Here is a 20,567-nt window from a genome sequence, read left to right on the forward strand (position 1 = left end):
TTATGCAAAATATCGCGCCCTACCTCTCTGCCATCTCTTCTGTACTTGGCTTAGTTGTATTTTTAGGAATTGTTTGGTGGGCCTGGTCCTCAAAAAGACAGGCAGCCAATCAAGAGTCCGCCGAACTTCCGTTCGATCTTCCCGATGAATTTAGTAAGGACAAATCATGAGTGACTTTCTTGGTGCCGGTTGGAGTACCTATATCGCCTTAGTAACGCTGGTCGGTATTATTTGGTGCGTATGGCTGTTGTTTTCCCAGTTAAAGGTAAAGGTAAAGCTTAAGCCTGATGGCGAAGTGGCTGATACAGGCCATGTATGGGATGGTGATTTGCGCGAACTAAATAATCCATTGCCACGTTGGTGGATGTGGATGTTCTTGCTTTCTTGCATCTTTGGTCTGGTATATCTTGTTTTGTATCCGGGCCTTGGATCTTATCCTGGCGTCCTGGGCTACAGCACAGATGGCGCCCTCATGAGTTCCATGACGACCGCGAATGATGAATTAAAGCCTGTGTACGCAAAATATATCAAGATGGATATTGAGCAAGTGGCTGCAGATCCTAAGGCTCGTGAAATGGGTCAGCGTCTCTTCTTGAATTCCTGTGCACAGTGCCATGGCTCAGATGCTGGCGGCGCTAAAGGCTTCCCTAATCTGACTGATGGTGATTGGTTGTACGGCGGCTCACCTGAAAATATTAAGACCACCTTAATTAATGGCCGTGCAGGTGTCATGCCTCCATTTCCACAGCTAGATAGCAAGCAAATTGTGGATGTGGCCAACTATGTTCGTAGCCTCTCTGGCTTACCTGCAGACGATCTGAAAGCTGCGCGTGGTGCAGAGGTGTACAAAGCAAACTGCGTAGCTTGCCACGGTGCAGACGGTAAGGGTAATATTGCTTTAGGTGCCCCTAATTTGACTGATAAAACTTGGTTGTACGGTGGCTCAGAGGCGACGATTGTAGAGACCATCACTAAAGGTCGTATGGCGATGATGCCCGCTCAAGATAAGGTGCTCAGTCCTGAGAAAATTCATCTCTTGACAGCCTATGTTTGGGGTTTATCCAATAATAAATCTACTCAAGCTAAATAATTAGTGTCAGAAAATTCGCCGGTTGGGAAACCTATTCCTATAGATGTGATTGAGGAATCTCTTTACGAGGTCCGGCGAAAGATTTACCCTCGCTCAGTCAGCGGCCTATTTGCCCGCTGGCGTTTTATTTTGGTATTTGCCACACAGTTACTTTTTTATGGCCTTCCTTGGGTAAGTTGGAATGGTCGTCAAGCGGTACTCTTTGATTTAATTCAGCGTAAGTTTTATATTTTTGGCTTGGTGTTGTGGCCGCAAGATGTCATCTATCTGACGCTGCTATTAATTCTTTCCGCCTTAGCGCTTTTTCTCTTTACAGCGGTCGCTGGTCGCTTATTTTGTGGGTATGCCTGCCCACAAACAGTCTATACCGAAATCTTTATGTGGATTGAGCGCAAGGTGGAGGGCGATCGATTTGCGCGTATTCGCCTAGATGGCGAGGAGTGGCCTTGGAGTTTTCGCAAATGGCGCTTAAAAATCACGAAGCATTTTTTATGGCTGGTGATTGCTTTTTGGACTGGCTTTACTTTTATTGGTTACTTCACGCCTATTGAAACTTTAGGTATAGCCATCTTGCATTTATCTCTTGGCCCATGGCAACTGTTTTGGCTTTGCTTCTATAGTTTTGCTACTTGGGGTAACGCGGGATTCATGCGTGAACAGGTTTGCAAGTATATGTGTCCCTATGCTCGCTTTCAGAGTGTGATGGTGGATAAGGATACATTCCTAGTGACTTACGATAAGGTTCGCGGGGAGCCAAGGGGTAGTCGGAGTAAGTCTGCCGATCATGCAAGTCTTGGGCTAGGTGATTGCGTTGACTGCAGTATTTGTGTTCAAGTTTGTCCAACGGGAATCGATATCCGGGATGGTTTGCAGTACATGTGTATTGGTTGTGGGGCCTGCATTGATGCCTGCAATCAGGTGATGGAAAAAGTGAACTATCCAAAGGGATTGATTAGGTACACCACCGAGAGAGCAATCGAGGATAAGGAATCGAATCAAAGCGCGATACGGCATATCCTGCGCCCAAGGGTATTGATATACACCGCTTTTATCACAGTGCTTACGGGTGCTTTTTTAGTATCTTTGGCAACGCGTAATCCCCTGCGGGTGGATGTCATGCGCGACCGGGGTGCTTTGGCCCGTGAGGTCGATGGTGCTCGTATTGAAAATATTTATCGTATTCAGATTATGAATGCCTCCGAGAACCCTATGAAAGTGCATATCAAGGCATCAGGTCTTTCAAATTTGAGGATTTTGGATTCTCAAGGTAGAGAGATATCTGAGATTGAGGTGGCGCCGGCAAGCAATCAACTCTTACCAATTAAGGTAAGTACAAATATTGGTGAAAATGAGCCGGGCAATTACCCGATTCATTTTGATGTGTCCGCGGATGAGATGTCGGGCGATAAGCCAGTCATTCGAGTGCGCGATGAAAAATCAAGCTTTATTATTCCCCGCTAAGCTCAATAGCGAAAGATGGAGAGGATGAATATGACAGAACAACAGCTAAATAAACCTTGGTTTAAGCAGCTTTGGCCATGGTTGCTCATTAGTGGGCCTGCGGTGGCGGCTATCGGCTGCATGATTACTATTTACCTTGCTGTTAATTTATACGCAGACAAGCCAGTTCGAGATGGAGTTATCAAGCGCGGCTTGAAGGTGGAGCAGATCAAAGTTGAGCGAGATCGCAAATGAAGTACCGTCTATTCATCTGGATTATGTGGCCATCCTTTTTGGTATCCATCTTGGCTGAGGGTTTGCTCTTTACTATTGTTCATCCAGCTGAACTTCTTTTCTTTGGACATCATCCTAATATCTCAGATGAGGGAATCTATACTCTGGGGTTTTTTGTAATCTGGATATTTTGTTCGTTCTCAAGTGCGCTTACCGCTTACATTCTTCCAGGTATTGATACTGAAGGAAGCAAAGGCTCTGATCGAGGATTGATCTAAAAACTGAGGCGACTATGTTTTGATCTGGACAGCACGATTTGGATTGGGAATGCTAGCTAATTCATAAAGGCCATCCATATCGATCAGCTTAATATGGCGCTGCTTAATTTGAATGAGGCCAGATTCAGCAAAGCGGGACAGCATACGGCTGACCGTTTCGATTTGAATTCCAAGGTAGCTGCCAATCTCTACACGGCTCATGCGTAAATCAAATTCATTATTCAAGTAACCGCGAGCCGCGAGTCGCTGGGAAAGATTCAGCAAGAAAGCCGCTAAACGCTCTTCAGCGCGCAAACTTCCTAAAGAAAGTAGGTGACGCTGATCTTGAGTGAGTTCTCTACTGAGGATGCGATGAAATTGTTGTTGTAGAACTGGAATTTGGCGTGCTAAATCCTCAAATGCCTCGTAGCGAATAATGCAGACTTCACTATCTTCAAGCGCAATCGCTTCTGATTGATACTGACCCTCGCCAATGCCATCAAGCCCCAAGATCTCTCCAGGGAGATGAAATCCGATGACCTGCTGCCGTCCATCTTCTAGGCCGTACTCAGTCTTAAGCGTTCCAAATCTAACGCTATACACTGCATTTAAGGGGTCTCCGTGGCGATACAGGCTTTCCCCTTTTTGTAGGCGGACCCTATCCTTCACGAGGGTGTCAATCTTGGCAATATCAGTAGAGCTGATACCTACTGGCAGGCAAAACTGACCCAGTACACATACTGAGCATTTGCTGCTTGGGGCATCCGAGCTGGTGAAATTCATATTCAATCTATTTAGCAGATGAGTTTATTCTACTAGGATATGCATAGTTTTGTTAATTCCTTATACAGCTGGATGCTTGGATGTTAACCGTCAGCCTAGTGTTGGCCATATTCATGGGCGCATTGGTAAGTGGTTGGCACTGCGCTTTGATGTGCGGCGGAATCGCTGCCGCTATCGAGCGCCCCAGAGAGGGTCGTCCTGACTCTGTGATTGTCTTGCAGAGCAGGGTGCAATTGTTTTATTTGCAATTGCTGATGCACTTTGGTCGCCTAACTACATATGTTTTATTAGGTGCGCTGGCTGCTTGGCTAGGTGCGAGTATTTGGCAGCAAGATATCGTTCCAATTCAGAGACCGTTGTTCGCTTTTACCGCTCTCATGTTGCTCTTCATGGGTGTCCGTTTATTGCGGCAGCAAAATAAAAGTTCGCTATTGGTCGGAAAGTGGTTGGGCGCGCGTATGGCTACTTATTGGGCAAAATATCTAGGCCGTTTTGCAGGGCATTCTTCACGCTGGTTTAGTGGCATGCTGTGGGGTTTGGTGCCTTGCGGCCTGGTGTATAGCGTTCTACCTCTTGCCTTTTTATCGGGTGATCCATGGACGGGGGCTGCTCTGATGTTGGCGTTTGGTTTGGGAACACTGCCGAATCTATTATTGATCTCTAAATTTTCAGCAGCGCTTACCCAATTTGGACGGTATCCTTGGGTGCGCTATATTGCTGCTGGTCTGTTATTTTCTGCGGGTGTATTTGGCCTGTATCGTGCCTGGTATTTACCTGATGCGTTGTTAAAAGGGGGCTTTTGTATTTCTTAGGGCAGATCTTTGTCGACTGCGCTAAAAATAGCCTCTTGTAGGTTTGGGTAAATACAGTCATCTGGTAGCTGCTCTAGCAAGCCGCTACGCACTGCCATTTCATAGGGTTGATGTGCCAATCCACAAATAACAAGAGCAACACCCCTTACCTTGCATGCCCGCTCAAGTTCAAGTATGGCATCCATGCCAGAGCTATCTATATAAATCACATTTTTAAAGTCGAGAAGGAGTTTTTCAGAGGGCAACTCATTTTCAATCTTTTCTAGTAACTGCACAGCGCCAAAGAAAATTGCTCCATAAATTCGAAGAGCGGAAATTTTTCCTTGTTGATTTATTAGACTTGGAAAATCATTTGCATTAGCGGCTTCATAACGCGACAAACTTGAAATTCGATAGATGAAAGTGATGAACGCCAAAAGTAAGCCTACCTGAATGGCAACCGTGAGGTCAAGCATGATAGTCAGCAGAAAGACGCTAAGCATTGTCAGGCGATAGGGTAATCGGAATTGTTTTAAATCTAAAAATTTCCTCCATTCACCCATATTCCATGCAACAAACATTAAAATAGCAGCTAGACATGCTAGGGGAATATTTTTAGCGAGTGGGGCGCCAAATAAAATAATGGCAAGCAGCACGATCGAGTGAACAATCCCGGCAATCGGGGTATTTCCCCCGCTTTGAATATTGGTGACAGTTCTTGCAATAGTGCCGGTTGCTGGCATTCCTCCAAAAAAGGGTGTAATGAAGTTTGCAACACCCTGCGCCATTAATTCTTGGTTGGAGTCGTGACGATCATGAATCAACCCATCGGCGATACGGGCGCACAAGAGTGATTCAATTGCGCCGAGAAGTGCCAGGGTGATCGCTGGTGCAATCATGAACTGAGCGGTTTCCCAGGTAATTGGAATCCATTGAAAACTGGGAAGACTTGAGGGTATTCCGCCAAAGCGGCTGCCAATTGTCTCAACTGGTAAATTGAATACCGCTGTAAGCACTGTGGCTATCACCATAGCAATTACTGTGCCGGGTATTTGACTTAGATGCCCAAGCCGCTTTTGAAAAACTCTCCACAGTATGAGAAATGCGAGGCTACCCATCGATAAGGTTAGCGCAAAAGGATTGACGGTGTCCATTGCTGCATACAGCGCATGAATTAATTGGAAGAACTCCGCAGGCATTTTTGCGATCTGCAGGCCAAAAAATTCTTTAATCTGAGATAAGCCAATCAGCACGGCAATGCCATTTGTGAATCCGATGATCACTGCGACGGGGATAAAGCGAATTAAGGTGCCTAGTCGCAATAAGCCCATGAGGAATAAAAAGATTCCAGACATGGCGGTAGCAAGCAATAAATTACCCACCCCATAGCGTTCCACTATGCCGTAAACAATCACAATAAAGGCGCCTGCTGGCCCCCCGATTTGGACGCGACTTCCGCCAAAAACAGAGATGAGGGCGCCGGCGATAATTGCGGTAAAGATGCCGGTTTCCGGTTTTAGCCCGCTGGCGATTGCAAACGCCATGGCAAGGGGGAGAGCAACCACCCCCACTGTAATGCCGGCCAAAATATCTCGGGTAAAGAAGGCGCGGTTGTAGCCTTTGAAGGAGTGGAGTAGTTTTGGGTAAAAAAACATGCGTTAAGGATAATTCTAGAGCCTAAACCACTGTAGGGCTAGCCAAGCAGGTCTACTTAGCCGACCCTTGAAGATATGGAAATATGCTGTGCAATACTTGAGCAATTAAGTTTTCCTTTTACACTTTTTAGGTGAATAATAAGCATTATGATGGAGTAGTAGGTATTTGGGTTTAATTTATAAACAGGAGTCAATATGTTCAAGCATTTATTAGTGCCCGTTGATGGGTCAGATGTAAGTAAAAAGTCTTTGAAGAAAGTGGCTGAAATCGCTAAAGCTGATGGCGCTGCAGTGACTTTAGTTTATGTTTCAGATCCAATGCCACCAATTGTGTATTCGGATAGCACAATGGGTTATGGAATTTCTCAAAAAGAGCACAAGAAAGCATGCGATGCATTTGCTGCTGATGTATTCAAAAAAGCGGCTACCGCATTAGGCGCCAGCATTAAAGCTAAAACTCTACATATTGCCGATAGCAATCTGTCAGAAGGGATCCTAGAGGGTGCCAAGAAAGCCAAGGCTGATGTTATTGTGATGGCATCACACAAGCGTACTGGCCTGAAGAGTGTTTTGCTGGGTAGCGAAACACACGAAGTGATTGTGCACTCAAAATTACCAGTTTTGGTGCTCGGCTAAGTCCTCAGCCAACTTCGTTTAAAGGGATCTATTCGGATCCCTTTTTAGTTTTTAGGCGGCGTGCCAAGCAGGAGAATTTCTCTGGTGAGAAGTCCGCTATCACTATCGCGCATATTCCATAAATCGAGCTGAGTTTTTGATCCATAAGGGTCTACGTAGATGCCATCTTTTCGTAATTCAAAGTGAAGATGGGGGCCAGTAGAGCGGCCAGTAGACCCGACATACCCAATTTCAAGCCCTCGTCGCACTTCATTGCCTACATCCAATTCCACGTTGTAGTTACTTAAATGAGCGTAGTAGGTGCGGTAATTTCCAGGGTGCTCCAGAACAATCAGATTGCCAAAGGCTCCGCTATAGCCAAGATGTACTACTTTGCCTGTAGCTACGCTAAAGACGGGGGTTCCGGTGGGCGCTGAATAGTCAATGCCCATATGGGTTCGGTAACGTTGTTTTGGGATCGTTGCAGGATTATTTTTAGTTGGGACTGCTTTTTTGCTTGAGGCACGCACACTACCTACCCCGCGTGAGATCCGTCGATAGCTCAATGGGTTGGTCCAAAACGTACGCTCAATCGATTCGCCGTTGGCGGTATAAAAGGCCCCTGGAAGACCGCTACGCTCAATCCAAAATGCACTAGCAAATACCTCTTGAGAATCAGGCTCAATAATTTCAGCGGCCCAAATTTGCGCCCAGCGCTCTTTGTCACCAAAATCGACAATGAGACGGACAATGCTATTGGTATTCTCTAGAGAATTATTTTCTTCTGGATAAATTTGCTTAATGACGGAATTGAGTTCCCAAACCAATTCCACAGGCAATTGATCCCCAACTTTTTTGGGGTCATACAGCACGTCACGTAGTGGTAGTTGGATTTCGGTGAAACGCTTGGATTCATCTTTGAGATAGTCTTGTTGAATTAAAAATCCGCCAGCTGCCGATGGGGTGAATGTCCAAATTTCTGTTTTAGCGTCTTGTATCGGGCCATTCATGATGCTTAGGGATTCAAAGCGATTGCGAGTTCCAAGGGCAAGCGCATAGGGGATGCAGCTGCCCCGTAAGCGATCAAAAAATCCTTTGGTTTGCGCTTTGAAAAAATCATTAAAACTGCGGTCACTGACCCCAATATTGGTGGGTAGATTGTCTTCAGTAAAACTTCTTTTCATACAGCCGCGCTGTATACGGTAATCCAAATTTGCTCCACTATCGCTGCTGTACTCACCCTCGATGCGTTTAAAAAGCTCGGGATTAAGACTCATACCTTTGGAGGATTGATTAAGGGAGCTATTGTTTAGTTTTACTCCTGCTTGTTTATTACTCTTTGCAACTGTTTTGGCGCGTACCTGAGGTGTTTTATTGGCCTGTTGCCCAAAAGCATTTGAGGCAAGATGGATACCTGGCAATTGAATCAGGCCAAATAAAGCGATGCCTATAACTATGTGCATCCCCGGCAAAAAGGAGCGGGGTGGTTTACGAACAATTTTTTTCACTCATCAATTATCCAATATTGTTGTTTTAAGGCTGGATATTTGAATTTTTGTGCTGTGCTGCAGCAATCATGGCTCTGAGATCTATGTGGTCCTGACCTGGTTAACAAGTGCTGTACGTGAGGCATTATTCCCCCGGTACTAATGAGGGGCATTTGAATAAAATTGTAGATACAATAATTTTTTGAATATAGGAGATCTCATGCCGATCATTGAGTCAGTATCCGTTGCAGCAGTAGCAGTACCTCTGGATAAGATCACCTCTTTTTCTACCCGCACCGTCTCCGAGCGCCATTACTGTTTAGTAAAGGTGCGTGGCAAAGATGGAAATGAAGGTATTGGTTTTTGTTATGTTGGCAGTGCTGGTGGAGATATTGCCAAGATTGCTGTCGAACAATTACTGGCCCCCAAATTGATTGGTCAAAACAGTCATCGCAGTGAGGGTTTGTGGATTGAGATGTATAACGAATCTATTTTGCAAGGACGCACTGGCGCCGTCATGCGTGGCATTTCGATTTTAGATACGGCACTGTGGGACTTAAATGCCCGCGCAGCGCGATTACCTCTGCATCAGTATTTAGGCTCCGTAGTAGATGATCGCGTGCCTGCTTATGCGAGTGGCGGATATTACTTGGATGGTAAGACGCCCGCTAAGCTCGGTAAAGAAATGGAATCCTACGTAAAACAGGGTTTTAAGGCTGTCAAAATGAAGGTAGGGCGCCTATCACCAAAGGATGAAGAGGCGCGTGTAAAAGCGGCACGTAAGGCAGTTGGCGAGGATGTTTTGCTGACTCTGGATGCCAATAATGCTTGGAGAGATTTACCTACGGCGCTGGAATATGTCCGCCGATTTGAGGCGTATAACCCATACTGGATAGAGGAACCCTTTTCTCCTGACGCGATTGATCTACATGCTGCATTGGCTCGGCAAACCAAGATTAATGTGGCAACTGGCGAAATGGAGGCAGGGCGCTGGCGTTTTAGGGAGTTAATTGACGCAGGTGGCGCCGCTATTTTGCAATCCGATGCTGCGGTGTGTGGAGGTATTACTGAATGGCGTCGTATATCTGCATACGCCGATTTAAAGGGGGTTATTGTTTGTCCGCACTGGATGCATGATTTGCATGCTCCCCTAGTAGCTGCTACGCCTAATGCACGCTTTGTGGAATTTTTCTTGGATGATCAGGTCTTGAACTTCCGTAGGCTGATCAATAAGCAGCTGACGTTTAAAAACGGGGATTTGATTTTGCATAAAACCCCGGGCCTAGGATTTGAGTTTGATGAAGTTGCGATCAAAAAATATGCCGGTAAGGCTGCCTGGACGAAGATTGCGTAGTTCAATTTAGCGCGCGGTTCAAGTACACAACTTCTTTGGCAATAAAAAATCCCGCACATAACGCGGGATTTTTTATGATCTTAAACAAGCCAATAATTCTTATGAAGATTTTGGATTCAGTCTAAAGTGGGTGATAGATTGGGTAATCAGCACCAGACCAAAACCAATGAATCCCACTAGATCGGCCTCGGTAGAAGGGTAGGCAAGCGCAACCCCAGAGATGACCATGATGATGCGTTCGAAGGTTTTGGTTTTCTCAATGAACCAGCCTTGAAGACCGCCTGCTAGACAGATGATCCCTACGACTGCTGTGAATGAAATCCAAGCAATCTGCATCCAATCTGCTTGCTCTAATGCGGATGTTGAGCCCATCAATAGCAGACTTACACCGGACTTATCTAGAACAAACATAAACGGTACAAGAATAGCTGGCGCTACATATTTCCAAGTTTGCAAAGTGGTCTTGTAGGGATTGCCTTTACAAATTGCAGCTGCGGCAAATGGTGAAAGTGCTGTGGGTGGAGATACCTCTGAAAGCACTGCGTAATAGAAGATAAACATATGGGCTGCAAAAGCAGGCACTCCCAAATTAATGAGGGCTGGTGCTGCAATCACGGCACAAATAATGTAGGAGGCGGTGACTGGAACTGCAAGGCCAACCACCCAAACTACGAGTGCAGTAAAAATTGCAGTTAGCAAGAGTGAGCCACCAGCATACTGAATCACAATCGAACTGAACTTTAAGCCAAGGCCGGTTAATGTGACCGTACCAACAATCAAGCCTGCACCAGCACAGGTAGCAGCAATCGCCAGAACGCCTGTGGAGCCCGAAGCTAATGCTTTTGTTAGGTTGGAGTTGTAAAGACCAGAGAGAATAGGTTCTTTTCCCTTAAACCAGTCCCAAGAAATGATGGCAGTATCTTTACGCAGCATGCTGGAGAGGGCTGAGACTACAGTTGCCCAAAACACAGACATTACTGGTGAGAAGCCGAGCAGCATAAATACGACGATTGATATCAGGGAGAAGAAATGAAACCAATATTTTTTGGTGAGCTGCCATGCTGTTTCTGCTGCTTGGAAATGAATATTTTTCATTCCATATTTACGGACATCGATTTCTACCATGACAAATAAGCCAAGATAGAAAAGAATGGTTGGGATGGTTGCCATGAGCAAGACATCCAGATAGGAGATTTTTAAGAAGTCTGCAATAAGGAATGCAGCAGCGCCAAGGACGGGTGGTGAAATGATTGCACCAAGTCCTCCGGCCGCCAAGAGCCCGCCAGCGGCATTTTTCTCGTAACCCACCTTATCAAGCATGGGGGCGGCAACTGATCCAACAGTCACGGTAGTTGCTACGCCTGATCCAGATGGGCCGCCTAATAAGAAGGAAGACATCACAATAGTTCTACCAACACCGGATGATTTGCCGCCCATGGCAGCAAATGAAAAATCGATAAAGAATTTTCCGGCCCCAGTAAATTGCAAGAAGGCACCAAAGATTGTGAATAAGATAATGAGGGTTGCCGAGACATCAACAGCCGTTCCATAGATGCCCTCAAGCGTCATGTACATATAACCTACTAGGCGATCTAAATCGTAACCTTTATGAGTCCAAGGTGCGGGTAGATAGTTACCAAATAGGGCGTACAGTAAGAAGAGTACTGTAACTCCGACCAAAATCATCCCATTGGTTCTTCTGACGCTTTCAAGGATGAGAAGAATTAGGCCAATACCCACCATGACATCAGTAGGGTTGGGCGCAGTGTTTCTATCAAATAAATCATCTCCACCGCTCAGGATGTAATACGCAATATAGACAGATCCAATCGCGCAGATCACATCCCACCACATGAGGCGGTTTTTAAAGCGACTGGCGATGGGAAAGCTAAGGAAAACTAGAAATAAAACTAAGGCAACGTGAATGACGCGGAGCTGTTGGGTCGGAACAATCGAATATGCGGCATACAGGTGAAACAGAGACATGCCAACCGCTACCAGGGTAATGAATTTCGCTAGTAGACCCTTGTAATCATTGGAGTCACCCTCTTCCTGCTTGATGAAGGCATCCAATTTTTCCTGGGTTTCATTATCAATAACAGCTTGTGTCATGGCTCTACCTATTTATATTGATTAATTCGGTGATGCAAAATCAAAGAGAGTGGAATCCACTCTCTTTGATTGACTGCTTAATTTACTTTAACGTTCTTTTCTTTGAAGAATTTCAAGGCGCCAGCATGAAATTCAATAGGCGTTGATTTTTGCTTCTGATTCTCTAGAGTCACGTTCATATACTCTTGATGAGTGCGAACTAGCTCTAACTTATTGTCAAATACTGCCTTAACAATTTTGTAGGCTTCTGCATCAGGCATATTGGCATTAACTACCAAGATGTTAGCAACCGCAGCCACTTTATTGTCTTTAGCCATTCCGCTATAGGTTGCTTTTGGAATCACTGTGGGGAAATACAGGTTGCCATATTTTTTATTCATGATGGGTACTTCGTCGGTAGTGTCTACCATCACAATTTTCATTCCAGGGCTATTAGCAAGATCGGTTACAGCCGCAGTTGGTAAGCCACCAACCCAGAAGAAGGCATCAATTTTGCGATCTTTTACAGCATTGACAGATTCAGCAACGCTCAAGCGCTCACGTTTAACATCTTTGTCTTTATCAAGACCAGCTGCCTCTAGTAGGCGAAAGGCCATGACTTCAGTCGCGCTACCAGGTGCGCCAGTGCTAACGCGCTTGCCTTTGAGATCTTTCATCGACTTGATACCAGTTGAGTCGACGGTCACTACGTGCATGAGGTTTGGGTAAAGCACTAAGAGGGTGCGTAAGTCCACCTTCTTATTGGCAAATTTACCTTCACCATCTTTAGCATCCTTAGCAGCGTCGGCCATAGAAAAACCAACATAAGGCTTACCGGTACCAATTAAATTGAGGTTATCTACAGAGCCACCAGTAACTTCCGCTGTTGCTGCCATTCCGGGAACCTTGCTAGACAGTACTGATGCAAGTCCGCCACCCATAGGGTAGTAAACGCCTCCGGTGCCACCGGTAGCGATAGAGATATTTTGCGCTTGTGCTACCCCCCACATTAATCCAAGTGAGATAGCGATCACTTTAAACAGTTTCATTTTTTTCTCCTGTTGTGTATCTAGTTAAATAAATCAAAGGCCCGGCATACTGAAATGAATCTTTTCTAGCTCGCTCAACAACTTTTCTTGCTGTTCCTTGCTCAACTGCATCAGTGGTGGGCGAACGCGTAACCACTCCGCATCTTTGCTGTAGTGTGCTACTGCGGTCTTCATGCCAGCAATCATTTGATACTGAGCAAAAATTGAGCGTACTTGATCTAGTTCTTGTTGGCGTTGATCTGCGTCAGCTTCTTTCCAATGTTTGGCTAATTCAGCGATTGCCCTAGGGTTTACGTTAGCAGTTGCGGAGATGCAGCCAACCCCGCCAGCGCGTAATGTGCGCATTAGGAACACTTCACTACCGGCATAAACACGGAAGCCGGATGGGGCCAGTAATTTAATGACGGACTCTGTGTAAGCCCAGTCCCCAGAGCTATCTTTCATACCAACAACCGTTTTTGGATACTCTTTAGTGAGGCGCTCCAATAAGGAAAGGCTTAAGTTGATTTTGGTGACCGGTGGGATGTTGTAAATGTAAACCTGTAAATCTGCGCTTCCTACTTTTTGGATAACTTCCGAGAAATAAGCAAAGAGGCCATCATCAGTGACGTCTTTATAGTAGAACGGTGGCAGCATGAGCACTCCGGCACATTTGTGCTGAACTGCATGGCGAGTCATGCTGACAGTAGCATCGATAGAAGTAGCTCCAGTACCAGGCATCATATGGGCTGGATTGAGGCCTCCTTCAACTAGCGCGGTTAATGTACCCATCTTCTGCGGTGCAGACATTGAATTTGCTTCAGAGTTCGTGCCAAAAATGGCTTGACCCACACCATTAGCTTCTAGCCATTGACATTGTTTTAGTAATTTTTTTGCATCTGGACTGCCATCCTGATTAAACGGTGTTAATACTGGCGACAATACTGCTGGCAAAGTTGAGGGGTGAAGGGTGATGGTCATGCTTACTCCAATTTAATTTTTTACTTCGGTCAGAAGTGGCTGTTGATTATAAAAAGCTTCCAAGTTATCGATTGCTAAATTTGTCATTAGTTGCCTGGTTTCTGAAGTGGCACTTCCAATATGCGGCGTTAACAATACATTATCAATATTTAAGAAATCAGCGTTTGGATTGGGTTCATTTTCGAACACATCTAGCGCTGCTCCAGCAATTTTCTTTTGCTGCAGTGCAACTAATAAGTCGGCTTCATTAACAACACTGCCACGAGCGATATTAATCAAATATCCCTCTGGTCCTAATGCATCGAGTACGGCTGCGTTAATCATTCTTTCCGTATCGGGATTTGCGGGACAGGCAAGAACGAGTATGTCGCTAGCTTTAGCCAATGACAGAATATCGGGGAAGTACTTGTAGGGAATATTTTTTTGGGAGGGTCCGGTATAGGCTATTTCAACCTTAAAGGACTCAAGGCGTTTGGCGAGATCCTGCCCAATTCTACCCATGCCTGCAATACCAATCCGTTTGCCAGCCAGTGTAGTGGTGATGGCAAAAGGAGCCTGAGACCATGCAGCGCTTTTAACGAATGCATGTGCTTGCGGAATACGTCTTAGAAGCCCAAATAACATACCAATCGCCAATTCACATACCGCATCATTTAAGACGCCAGGGGTGTTGCTAGCTTTAATTCCACGCTTTTTGAGGAGGGGGAGGGGTAAATTGTCATAACCAACCCCGCAAGTAGCCACCATCCTGACATTGGGCAATTGCTCGAATAGGCTTTCTGGCAGCGTAGTATTTGAACGCGTCAAAATTGCCATGAAATTTCCTTCGGGTACCCTGCCTTGAGGGTCTAAAAGTACTGTAGTTGCCAGTCGTAGTTGAATTTCCCTTTGCATAATTTCAGGGAATTGGCCGACCTGTAGCACCGAATTGACTGGGATCATGTCTCTCTTACATTTTTATTGGAATAATGAAAGCATTGTATGAGGATTTGTAATCCTTATCTTGCCCACGAAGGAGAGATTCGATGTTGTTTACCCCAGCTGAAACTAAGGTAGTTATTGTCGGTGGCGGAACTATGGGCGCTGATGTGGCAGCCGTTTGCGCGCGCGGTGGATGCGCTGTGCAGGTGGTCGAGCCAACTACGGAGCGTCGTGCACTTTTGCCAGATTATTTTGCCAACACGATGATAGATTTGGGGTACGAGCATCGCCTACATTTACTATCTTTAGCCGGCACTCTTGAGGAAGTTGATTGGTCGGATATCGATCTTGTGATTGAGTGTGTTCCAGAGCGCTTGGATATCAAGCAGGAATTATTTGCCAAGCTCGAGCAATATGCAAAACCTGAAGCGGTCTTAGCAAGTAACAGTACCAGTTTCCCCATCAGTCAAATTGCGAGTGGTTTAAAAACAGCTGCGCGAATGATTGGGTTACATTTTTTTATGCCTGCTCATTTGATTCCTTGCGTAGAAGTGGTTTATGGCGAAAAAACTTCACCAATGGTCGCCGAGAGTCTTTCTAGGTTGATGACTGCTTGTGGCATGGTCCCAGTAACAGTTAAAAAAGACTTACCAGGGTTTTTGGCAAATCGCTTGCAACATGCATTATCGAGAGAGGCTTTTGCCATGGTCGATGCGGGTATTGCTAGCTTGGAAGATATTGATAAAGCGGTTCGTTTTGGTTTTGGTTTTCGTTACATTGCGGCAGGACCAGCAATGCAAAGGGACCATGCTGGGCTTGAGGTGCATGGCGCTGGGGGTGCAACGATTTATCCCACGCTGAATAACTCTTCTACTATTGCTAAATGCCTGAGCGATCGAATTGCGAGTGGAAAATTTGGAATGAAGACTGGCGAGGGTTTTTATTCTTGGACTGCGGAGACAATTCAGGCTGAGCGTGAGCGCTATCAAGAGGCATTGCGCGAGGGATTAAAAATCATTCAAAAAGACTTGCCTAAAATCGAGTAGTCAGTAATTAAGCAAGATCTTTGAGGTGTAGTTTTCGCAGGTGTGGCGCGAGTTTGTAGGTTAAGAGCACCACCCCGATGGTTGCTGCACCACCAAAGACAATCGATGGGATGAGCCCCATCAGGCTTGCGGCAATGCCAGATTCAAGAGCGCCCAATTCATTTGAAGAGCCAATAAAAATGCCATTGATTGCGCTGACTCTGCCGCGCATATGATCGGGTGTTGTTAATTGCATAATGCTGCTGCGGATGACAACTGATATCGAGTCGCAGCAGCCGGAAACAAAAAGAAAGAGTGCGCATAGCCATAAATTCTGGGAAAGACCAAAGGCAATGATTGCTAGACCAAAGCCTCCCACCGAGAGAAATAAATGCTTTCCAGAATCGGTTAATAGTGGACGCTGAGCAAGATAAATACCGGTAATGACTGCTCCTGCTGCTGGGGCTGCGCGCAAAATACCCAGAGTCTCAGGGCCAGCGTCGAGCACTTCTTTTACAAACGCGGGCAGTATGGATACTGCGCCACCAAATAGTACTGCGAACATATCTAGCGCCATGATCCCAAGAATGAGTTCATGCTTGCGGACGTAATGAATGCCCTCAAGAAGACTGGTTAAGAAATGGGTGTTAAGCGTAGTATTTTTTTGATGTTGAATTTGAATGAAGGTGATGCCATACAAACCAACTGCACCGCTCAGGGCAACCAAAGCATAGGTCCACTCCAGTCCGGCAAATCCAATCATCAAGCCCCCCAAGCCAGGGCCAGCAACTACGCAAATTTGAAATGCAGAAGACGCATAGGCTGTATACCGGGTCATTTGGTCTCTGGGGATCAGTTGGCCGAAAATAGCCTGGTACGACGGACGTAATAGAGCGCGAGCAAGCCCCAAGAAAGCAACAGCAGTGTAGATGAGTGGTACTGGTGGGCTGAGCCAATTTAAAGCGATTGCCATCAGAAATAAGCCAACGGCGACGTGTAATAAGCATGAAATCGCTGCAATGATCTTGCGTGAGTGGTGATCTACCGCATAGCCGGCATACAGTGCCAGAATGAAATAAGGGATTAACTCTGCCAACCCAATGAGACCCAGTGAAACCACGCTATGGGTGATCTCGTATAAATGCCACCCCACCGCAACCATCATCATTTGGTAGCTTAAGGTAGCTCCTATGCGATAAAGCAATAGGGTTCTGAAGGCTTGGCTTGTTTTCATGAATAACGTTAGTGTAATGGGCTACTGATTTATCCTTGTGGAATGAAAAAATTGATTATTCGTATTTGGGACTTACCGATTCGTCTCTTCCATTGGCTTTTGGTGCTTTGCATCATTGCCAGCTTTATTACCGTGAAGATCGGTGGTAATGCTATGAGCTTACATGCTCAAATTGGATACTGTGTTCTCGCTTTAATTATTTTCAGAATTTGCTGGGGGATTGTTGGATCTCATCATGCTCGCTTTGTTAATTTCATCCCAAGTCCCCGGGAATTGCTCAATTATTTATCTGGAAAATCAAAAGCTACCTTAGGCCATAATCCTATGGGCGCGCTGTCTGTGGTGGGTCTACTTGTATCTGTTGGAGTGCAGGCGGTAACTGGTTTATTTGCAAATGACGATATTGCCTTCGAGGGGCCATTTGCAAAATATGTTTCAAACGACACTGTTGCCCTGTTGACATCCGTGCATCATTTCAATGAAAAAGTGTTATTGATATTAATTGCACTACATTTATGTGCAATCTTCTACTATCAAAAATGGCGGGGCAAAGATTTGATTACACCTATGTTGAAGGGTGATAAAGAAATTGACCCAAGCGAGGAGGCGGAATATTCGCCTGTCGACTTGGGCCAAGCCTCCAAGGATGGAGGTTTGCAACGTGGCTTAGCTTTATTGCTGCTAAGCTTGATTGCGGTGGTGTTGGGTTACTTCATTACCCGCTAATTTATTTTGATTACTTTTTCTTAAAGTCATCATGGCAACCTTTACAGGTTGCGCCAGCGGCACCGAATGCCTTTTTAATTGCCTCTTGATCGCCGGACTGCGCAGCGGTATTGAGGTTAGCTACAGCGACTTGCATTTTCTCTGCAGCAGATTTGAATTTAGCGTTATCGGACCAAACACCGGGTAGCGCGTTACCGCCTTCAGTGCCTGCACCAAATGCCTGCCAAGGAAGTGTTGATAGGATTGAAACAACAGCTGCATTTTTGGCGACATCATCTTTATTAAATGGCGCTTCACCTTTTACTACTGCGCCAATCTTTCCGAAGGAATTAGCCATTACGGTAAATGCGCTTTGACGGTACTTGATTGCATCTTCAGGCTTTTTAAATTGCGCATAGGCAATTCCGCTCACTAATAATGTTGGTGCAAGGGCAATTAAAGCAAAATGTTTGAGTTTCATGAGGGGCTCCAATGATTTCAGTTCATGCTAGGGATGGGGTTAACTAGGCCCAGCATACTCTCGATTAATATTTTTTGCTAATTAGAAATGCGCTCAGAAGATCATCCTTAACGGACTGGTCAGCACCAGAATTAACCATTCAAAAAAGGACATAAGTGGGGTCATCCAGAGGCTACCAATAATTCCAGTAAATACCAGTCCTAGGACGATAAAAAAACCCCATGGCTCCAATTTCCCCAGCGCGATAGATTGACGTGTTGGCAATAGACTGCTCAGTATCCGGCCTCCATCCAAGGGCGGCAGGGGAAATAGGTTAAAAACGAGTAGGCCAAGGTTCCAGGTGATTCCAGCTTGGGACATCGAAATCAGGAACTTTTCATTGATACCTAGCCCAACGAGAGCAATCAGCAAGGTCAGCCATAGCAAGGCTTGGACGAAATTCGATCCAGGGCCAGCCAAAGCCACCCAAATGGAGTCAATCCGAGGGTTTCGAAGGCGCCCGAAGTTGACGGGTACGGGTTTGGCGTAACCGACTAAAAAAGGCGATCCGCTCAAAATGAGCAGTAGGGGGATGAGAATGGTCCCGACGGGATCGATGTGCTTAGCGGGATTAAGGCTGACCCTGCCAAGCATGTAGGCAGTGTTGTCGCCGAATTTTCGGGCGGCATAACCATGTGCTGCTTCATGGATAGTAATGGCAAAAATCAATGGAATCGCATTTATAGCGACAGCTTGGATAGAATAGTCAGTAATCATGGCAATATGATATCTATAGGAGTAAAAAGTGACTGACGATAAGAAACCCGAACCAAAAACCCCGGCTAAGCCAGTAATTGCTAAACCTCCAGCACGCCCGCCTGCTCCAAAAGGCCCATCAGGCCCCGGGGGTCGACCTCAGGCAGGCTTTGGTGGCGGGAAAGGCATGATGCGTAAGGCTGGTCGCGGCCGATAGTGGATAATTACACCATCAATTAATGTATTTAATGAGGATTTAGCATGAACGAATGGCATAACGAGTCAAAAGAAGAAGTTAATAAAAAAATCATCACTTTGATCGTGATGTTGGCGGCTGCTACTAGCTTGGCCATTTTGTTTGCATTGGTTGCTGCTCACACTGGTTACGTATTCGGCTAATAATCTCCGATGACTAGCCATCGCCAACCTGCAGTATTTACTGGCCATGGCAGTCCGATGTACGCTATTGAGCCCAATCGCTACACAGCGGCTTGGAGTGCTCTTGGCAAGTCACTAAAACGTCCTGATGCCATTTTGGTCATCTCGGCCCATTGGGTTACTCGAGGTGTGTGGGTTACGGCAATGCCCAAGCCTAAAACGATCCATGATTTTGGTGGATTTCCCCAGGCCTTGTTTGATATTCAGTACCCTGCGCCAGGATCCCCTGCGCTTGCGGATCGCGTGAAAGAGCTTCTGAATGTTCCGGTAGTGCTTGAGGAAAATGAGTGGGGCATTGATCATGGTGCCTGGTCCATTCTCAAGTATATGTACCCCAATGCGGATGTTCCGGTAGTGCAACTGAGCTTAGATGGCTCTTTAAGTGCAGCCGAACATTACACGCTTGCTAAACAACTGAAACCCTTGCGTGATGAAAATATCTTGATATTGGGCAGCGGTAATGTTGTGCATAACTTGCGAACCATTCGCTGGGGGGATGGTTCACAACCTTATCCTTGGGCTCAAGAGTTCAATCAGTTTTTTGTTTCTGAGATGAAGGCAAATCACCATGAGACATTGATTCACTGGGAGAAGTTTGGTGAATCTGCGCATTTATCTATTCCCACGCCTGAGCACTATTGGCCTGCGCTTTATATTCTTGCTCTGCAAGAGGAGGGCGCGCAGCCCAATGTATTGGTTGATGGCATGGAAATGGGCTCCATCAGTATGTTGAGCTTTTCTGTTTAGCGAATGTGATTATGTGGCTCTCTATTTTTGCTATTTTTTTCGGCGCAGGCTTAGGCGCTTTATTACGTGCCGGGTTTAATTTAGCAACCGTTGGAATTACTTCGACTCTCCCATTAGGAACTTTCATTGCCAACATGGTGGGTGGTTATTTGATTGGTCTTGCAGTTGCCTTTTTCGGAAATAATCCCAGCCTGTCTCCGGAATGGAAATTATTTGTGATTACTGGTTTTTTGGGTGGATTGACCACTTTCTCTAGTTTTTCAGCGGAGGTGGTTGCGTTTATTCAGCGTGGCGAATTGGGGTGGGCTCTTGGTACCGCCCTTTTGCACCTCATTGGTTCTTTAGCATTAACTATTTTAGGAATTTGGACCTTTCAGTCGCTCCGTTAACTTAGGTTTTGGTTCTGGGCAGGGGATTTCGGTATAGTTAGCAAAACAAGTATCAAGCAGTATCAAATTGAGTAAATAAAGGATAA

24 protein-coding genes are annotated in these 20,567 nt (G+C 45.7%); 14 read left to right on the forward strand and 10 right to left on the reverse strand.

Annotated elements, in window-relative coordinates; all coding sequences use genetic code 11:
• Positions 1 to 2 precede the first annotated feature (2 nt).
• From AOB49_RS10895 to AOB49_RS10915, 5 genes are read left to right on the forward strand one after another with little or no spacing between them, the layout of a single operon-like run.
• Positions 3 to 170 carry a cbb3-type cytochrome oxidase subunit 3 gene (locus tag AOB49_RS10895; RefSeq protein WP_062310993.1) on the forward strand — a complete coding sequence of 56 codons (168 nt, stop codon included), beginning with the start codon at positions 3 to 5 and terminating at the stop codon, positions 168 to 170.
• Positions 167 to 1,090, forward strand: coding sequence for a cytochrome-c oxidase, cbb3-type subunit III (gene ccoP, locus AOB49_RS10900; protein WP_062310995.1), 924 nt, complete (start codon positions 167 to 169; stop codon positions 1,088 to 1,090). Before AOB49_RS10895 ends, ccoP begins: the two co-directional genes overlap by 4 nt.
• 3 nt (positions 1,091 to 1,093) lie before the next feature.
• Entirely contained in the window at positions 1,094 to 2,551 is a 1,458-nt protein-coding gene (gene ccoG / locus AOB49_RS10905) for a cytochrome c oxidase accessory protein CcoG (protein ID WP_062310996.1), read from the forward strand.
• A gap of 30 nt (positions 2,552 to 2,581) precedes the next feature.
• Positions 2,582 to 2,785: a FixH family protein gene (locus AOB49_RS10910; protein WP_062311337.1), complete on the forward strand. Its 204-nt coding sequence runs from the start codon at positions 2,582 to 2,584 to the stop codon at positions 2,783 to 2,785.
• Positions 2,782 to 3,042 carry a hypothetical protein gene (locus AOB49_RS10915; RefSeq protein WP_062310998.1) on the forward strand — a complete coding sequence of 87 codons (261 nt, stop codon included), beginning with the start codon at positions 2,782 to 2,784 and terminating at the stop codon, positions 3,040 to 3,042. Before AOB49_RS10910 ends, AOB49_RS10915 begins: the two co-directional genes overlap by 4 nt.
• Before the next feature lie 12 nt (positions 3,043 to 3,054).
• Here the strand turns inward: AOB49_RS10915 and AOB49_RS10920 are convergent, their stop codons facing one another.
• Complete coding sequence (locus AOB49_RS10920; RefSeq protein ID WP_062311000.1) at positions 3,055 to 3,804, reverse strand: helix-turn-helix domain-containing protein; 750 nt, start codon at positions 3,802 to 3,804, stop codon at positions 3,055 to 3,057.
• 80 nt (positions 3,805 to 3,884) lie between these two features.
• On the opposite strand from AOB49_RS10920, the gene AOB49_RS10925 reads away from it, so the two are divergent.
• Positions 3,885 to 4,616 carry a sulfite exporter TauE/SafE family protein gene (locus tag AOB49_RS10925; RefSeq protein ID WP_062311001.1) on the forward strand — a complete coding sequence of 244 codons (732 nt, stop codon included), beginning with the start codon at positions 3,885 to 3,887 and terminating at the stop codon, positions 4,614 to 4,616.
• Here AOB49_RS10925 and AOB49_RS10930 read toward each other — a convergent pair.
• Positions 4,613 to 6,250: a SulP family inorganic anion transporter gene (locus AOB49_RS10930; RefSeq protein WP_062311003.1), complete on the reverse strand. Its 1,638-nt coding sequence runs from the start codon at positions 6,248 to 6,250 to the stop codon at positions 4,613 to 4,615. The two genes, AOB49_RS10925 and AOB49_RS10930, sit on opposite strands and share 4 nt — an antisense overlap.
• Before the next feature lie 195 nt (positions 6,251 to 6,445).
• On the opposite strand from AOB49_RS10930, the gene AOB49_RS10935 reads away from it, so the two are divergent.
• The gene (locus AOB49_RS10935; protein ID WP_062311005.1) at positions 6,446 to 6,886 is read left to right on the forward strand and encodes a universal stress protein; all 441 of its coding nucleotides are present in this window, start codon (positions 6,446 to 6,448) and stop codon (positions 6,884 to 6,886) included.
• Between the two features lie 44 nt (positions 6,887 to 6,930).
• Here AOB49_RS10935 and AOB49_RS10940 read toward each other — a convergent pair whose 3' ends face one another.
• A complete protein-coding gene (locus AOB49_RS10940; protein WP_245640675.1) occupies positions 6,931 to 8,373 on the reverse strand; it encodes a M23 family metallopeptidase in 1,443 nt (480 codons plus the stop codon).
• 199 nt (positions 8,374 to 8,572) lie between these two features.
• On the opposite strand from AOB49_RS10940, the gene AOB49_RS10945 reads away from it, so the two are divergent.
• A complete protein-coding gene (locus tag AOB49_RS10945) occupies positions 8,573 to 9,706 on the forward strand; it encodes a mandelate racemase/muconate lactonizing enzyme family protein (RefSeq protein WP_062311007.1) in 1,134 nt (377 codons plus the stop codon).
• A 99-nt stretch (positions 9,707 to 9,805) separates the two neighbouring features.
• Here the strand turns inward: AOB49_RS10945 and AOB49_RS10950 are convergent, their stop codons facing one another.
• The 4 genes from AOB49_RS10950 to AOB49_RS10965 all read right to left on the reverse strand — a co-directional run bounded on the left by AOB49_RS10950 (position 9,806) and on the right by AOB49_RS10965 (position 14,622).
• On the reverse strand, positions 9,806 to 11,818 hold the full coding sequence (locus AOB49_RS10950; protein ID WP_062311009.1) for a TRAP transporter permease: 2,013 nt from the start codon (positions 11,816 to 11,818) through the stop codon (positions 9,806 to 9,808).
• 77 nt (positions 11,819 to 11,895) lie between these two features.
• On the reverse strand, positions 11,896 to 12,846 hold the full coding sequence (locus AOB49_RS10955; RefSeq protein WP_062311011.1) for a TAXI family TRAP transporter solute-binding subunit: 951 nt from the start codon (positions 12,844 to 12,846) through the stop codon (positions 11,896 to 11,898).
• 33 nt (positions 12,847 to 12,879) lie between these two features.
• Positions 12,880 to 13,806: a dihydrodipicolinate synthase family protein gene (locus tag AOB49_RS10960; RefSeq protein WP_062311014.1), complete on the reverse strand. Its 927-nt coding sequence runs from the start codon at positions 13,804 to 13,806 to the stop codon at positions 12,880 to 12,882.
• Positions 13,807 to 13,818: 12 nt separating this feature from the next.
• Positions 13,819 to 14,622, reverse strand: a complete 804-nt coding sequence (locus AOB49_RS10965) for a 2-hydroxyacid dehydrogenase (RefSeq protein ID WP_245640676.1) — start codon at positions 14,620 to 14,622, stop codon at positions 13,819 to 13,821.
• Between the two features lie 209 nt (positions 14,623 to 14,831).
• Between AOB49_RS10965 and AOB49_RS10970 the strand changes: the two genes are divergently transcribed.
• Complete coding sequence (locus tag AOB49_RS10970) at positions 14,832 to 15,773, forward strand: 3-hydroxyacyl-CoA dehydrogenase family protein (RefSeq protein WP_062311018.1); 942 nt, start codon at positions 14,832 to 14,834, stop codon at positions 15,771 to 15,773.
• A 7-nt stretch (positions 15,774 to 15,780) separates the two neighbouring features.
• On the opposite strand, the gene AOB49_RS10975 is transcribed toward AOB49_RS10970, so the two are convergent.
• Complete coding sequence (locus AOB49_RS10975) at positions 15,781 to 16,986, reverse strand: MFS transporter (protein ID WP_062311020.1); 1,206 nt, start codon at positions 16,984 to 16,986, stop codon at positions 15,781 to 15,783.
• Between the two features lie 42 nt (positions 16,987 to 17,028).
• On the opposite strand from AOB49_RS10975, the gene AOB49_RS10980 reads away from it, so the two are divergent.
• Positions 17,029 to 17,712: a cytochrome b/b6 domain-containing protein gene (locus AOB49_RS10980; RefSeq protein WP_062311022.1), complete on the forward strand. Its 684-nt coding sequence runs from the start codon at positions 17,029 to 17,031 to the stop codon at positions 17,710 to 17,712.
• 10 nt (positions 17,713 to 17,722) lie between these two features.
• On the opposite strand, the gene AOB49_RS10985 is transcribed toward AOB49_RS10980, so the two are convergent.
• The gene (locus AOB49_RS10985) at positions 17,723 to 18,172 is read right to left on the reverse strand and encodes a c-type cytochrome (RefSeq protein ID WP_062311024.1); all 450 of its coding nucleotides are present in this window, start codon (positions 18,170 to 18,172) and stop codon (positions 17,723 to 17,725) included.
• A 93-nt stretch (positions 18,173 to 18,265) separates the two neighbouring features.
• Entirely contained in the window at positions 18,266 to 18,928 is a 663-nt protein-coding gene (locus AOB49_RS10990) for a site-2 protease family protein (protein ID WP_062311026.1), read from the reverse strand.
• Between the two features lie 28 nt (positions 18,929 to 18,956).
• Here AOB49_RS10990 and AOB49_RS12110 point away from each other — a divergent pair, with 28 nt between their 5' ends.
• From AOB49_RS12110 to crcB, 4 genes are read left to right on the forward strand one after another with little or no spacing between them, the layout of a single operon-like run.
• Positions 18,957 to 19,124 carry a hypothetical protein gene (locus AOB49_RS12110; protein ID WP_156471415.1) on the forward strand — a complete coding sequence of 56 codons (168 nt, stop codon included), beginning with the start codon at positions 18,957 to 18,959 and terminating at the stop codon, positions 19,122 to 19,124.
• A gap of 44 nt (positions 19,125 to 19,168) precedes the next feature.
• Positions 19,169 to 19,306, forward strand: a complete 138-nt coding sequence (locus tag AOB49_RS12190) for a hypothetical protein (RefSeq protein ID WP_172793433.1) — start codon at positions 19,169 to 19,171, stop codon at positions 19,304 to 19,306.
• Positions 19,307 to 19,315: 9 nt separating this feature from the next.
• Positions 19,316 to 20,092 (forward strand): 4,5-DOPA-extradiol-dioxygenase, encoded by a 777-nt coding sequence (ygiD, locus tag AOB49_RS10995; protein WP_062311028.1) that lies wholly within the window; start codon positions 19,316 to 19,318, stop codon positions 20,090 to 20,092.
• A gap of 11 nt (positions 20,093 to 20,103) precedes the next feature.
• Positions 20,104 to 20,481, forward strand: a complete 378-nt coding sequence (gene crcB / locus AOB49_RS11000; RefSeq protein WP_062311030.1) for a fluoride efflux transporter CrcB — start codon at positions 20,104 to 20,106, stop codon at positions 20,479 to 20,481.
• The last annotated feature ends 86 nt before the right edge of the window (positions 20,482 to 20,567 follow it).

Origin of the sequence: Polynucleobacter sinensis, assembly GCF_001595985.1 — a bacterium.
GTDB classification, from domain to species: Bacteria; Pseudomonadota; Gammaproteobacteria; order Burkholderiales; family Burkholderiaceae; genus Polynucleobacter; species Polynucleobacter sinensis.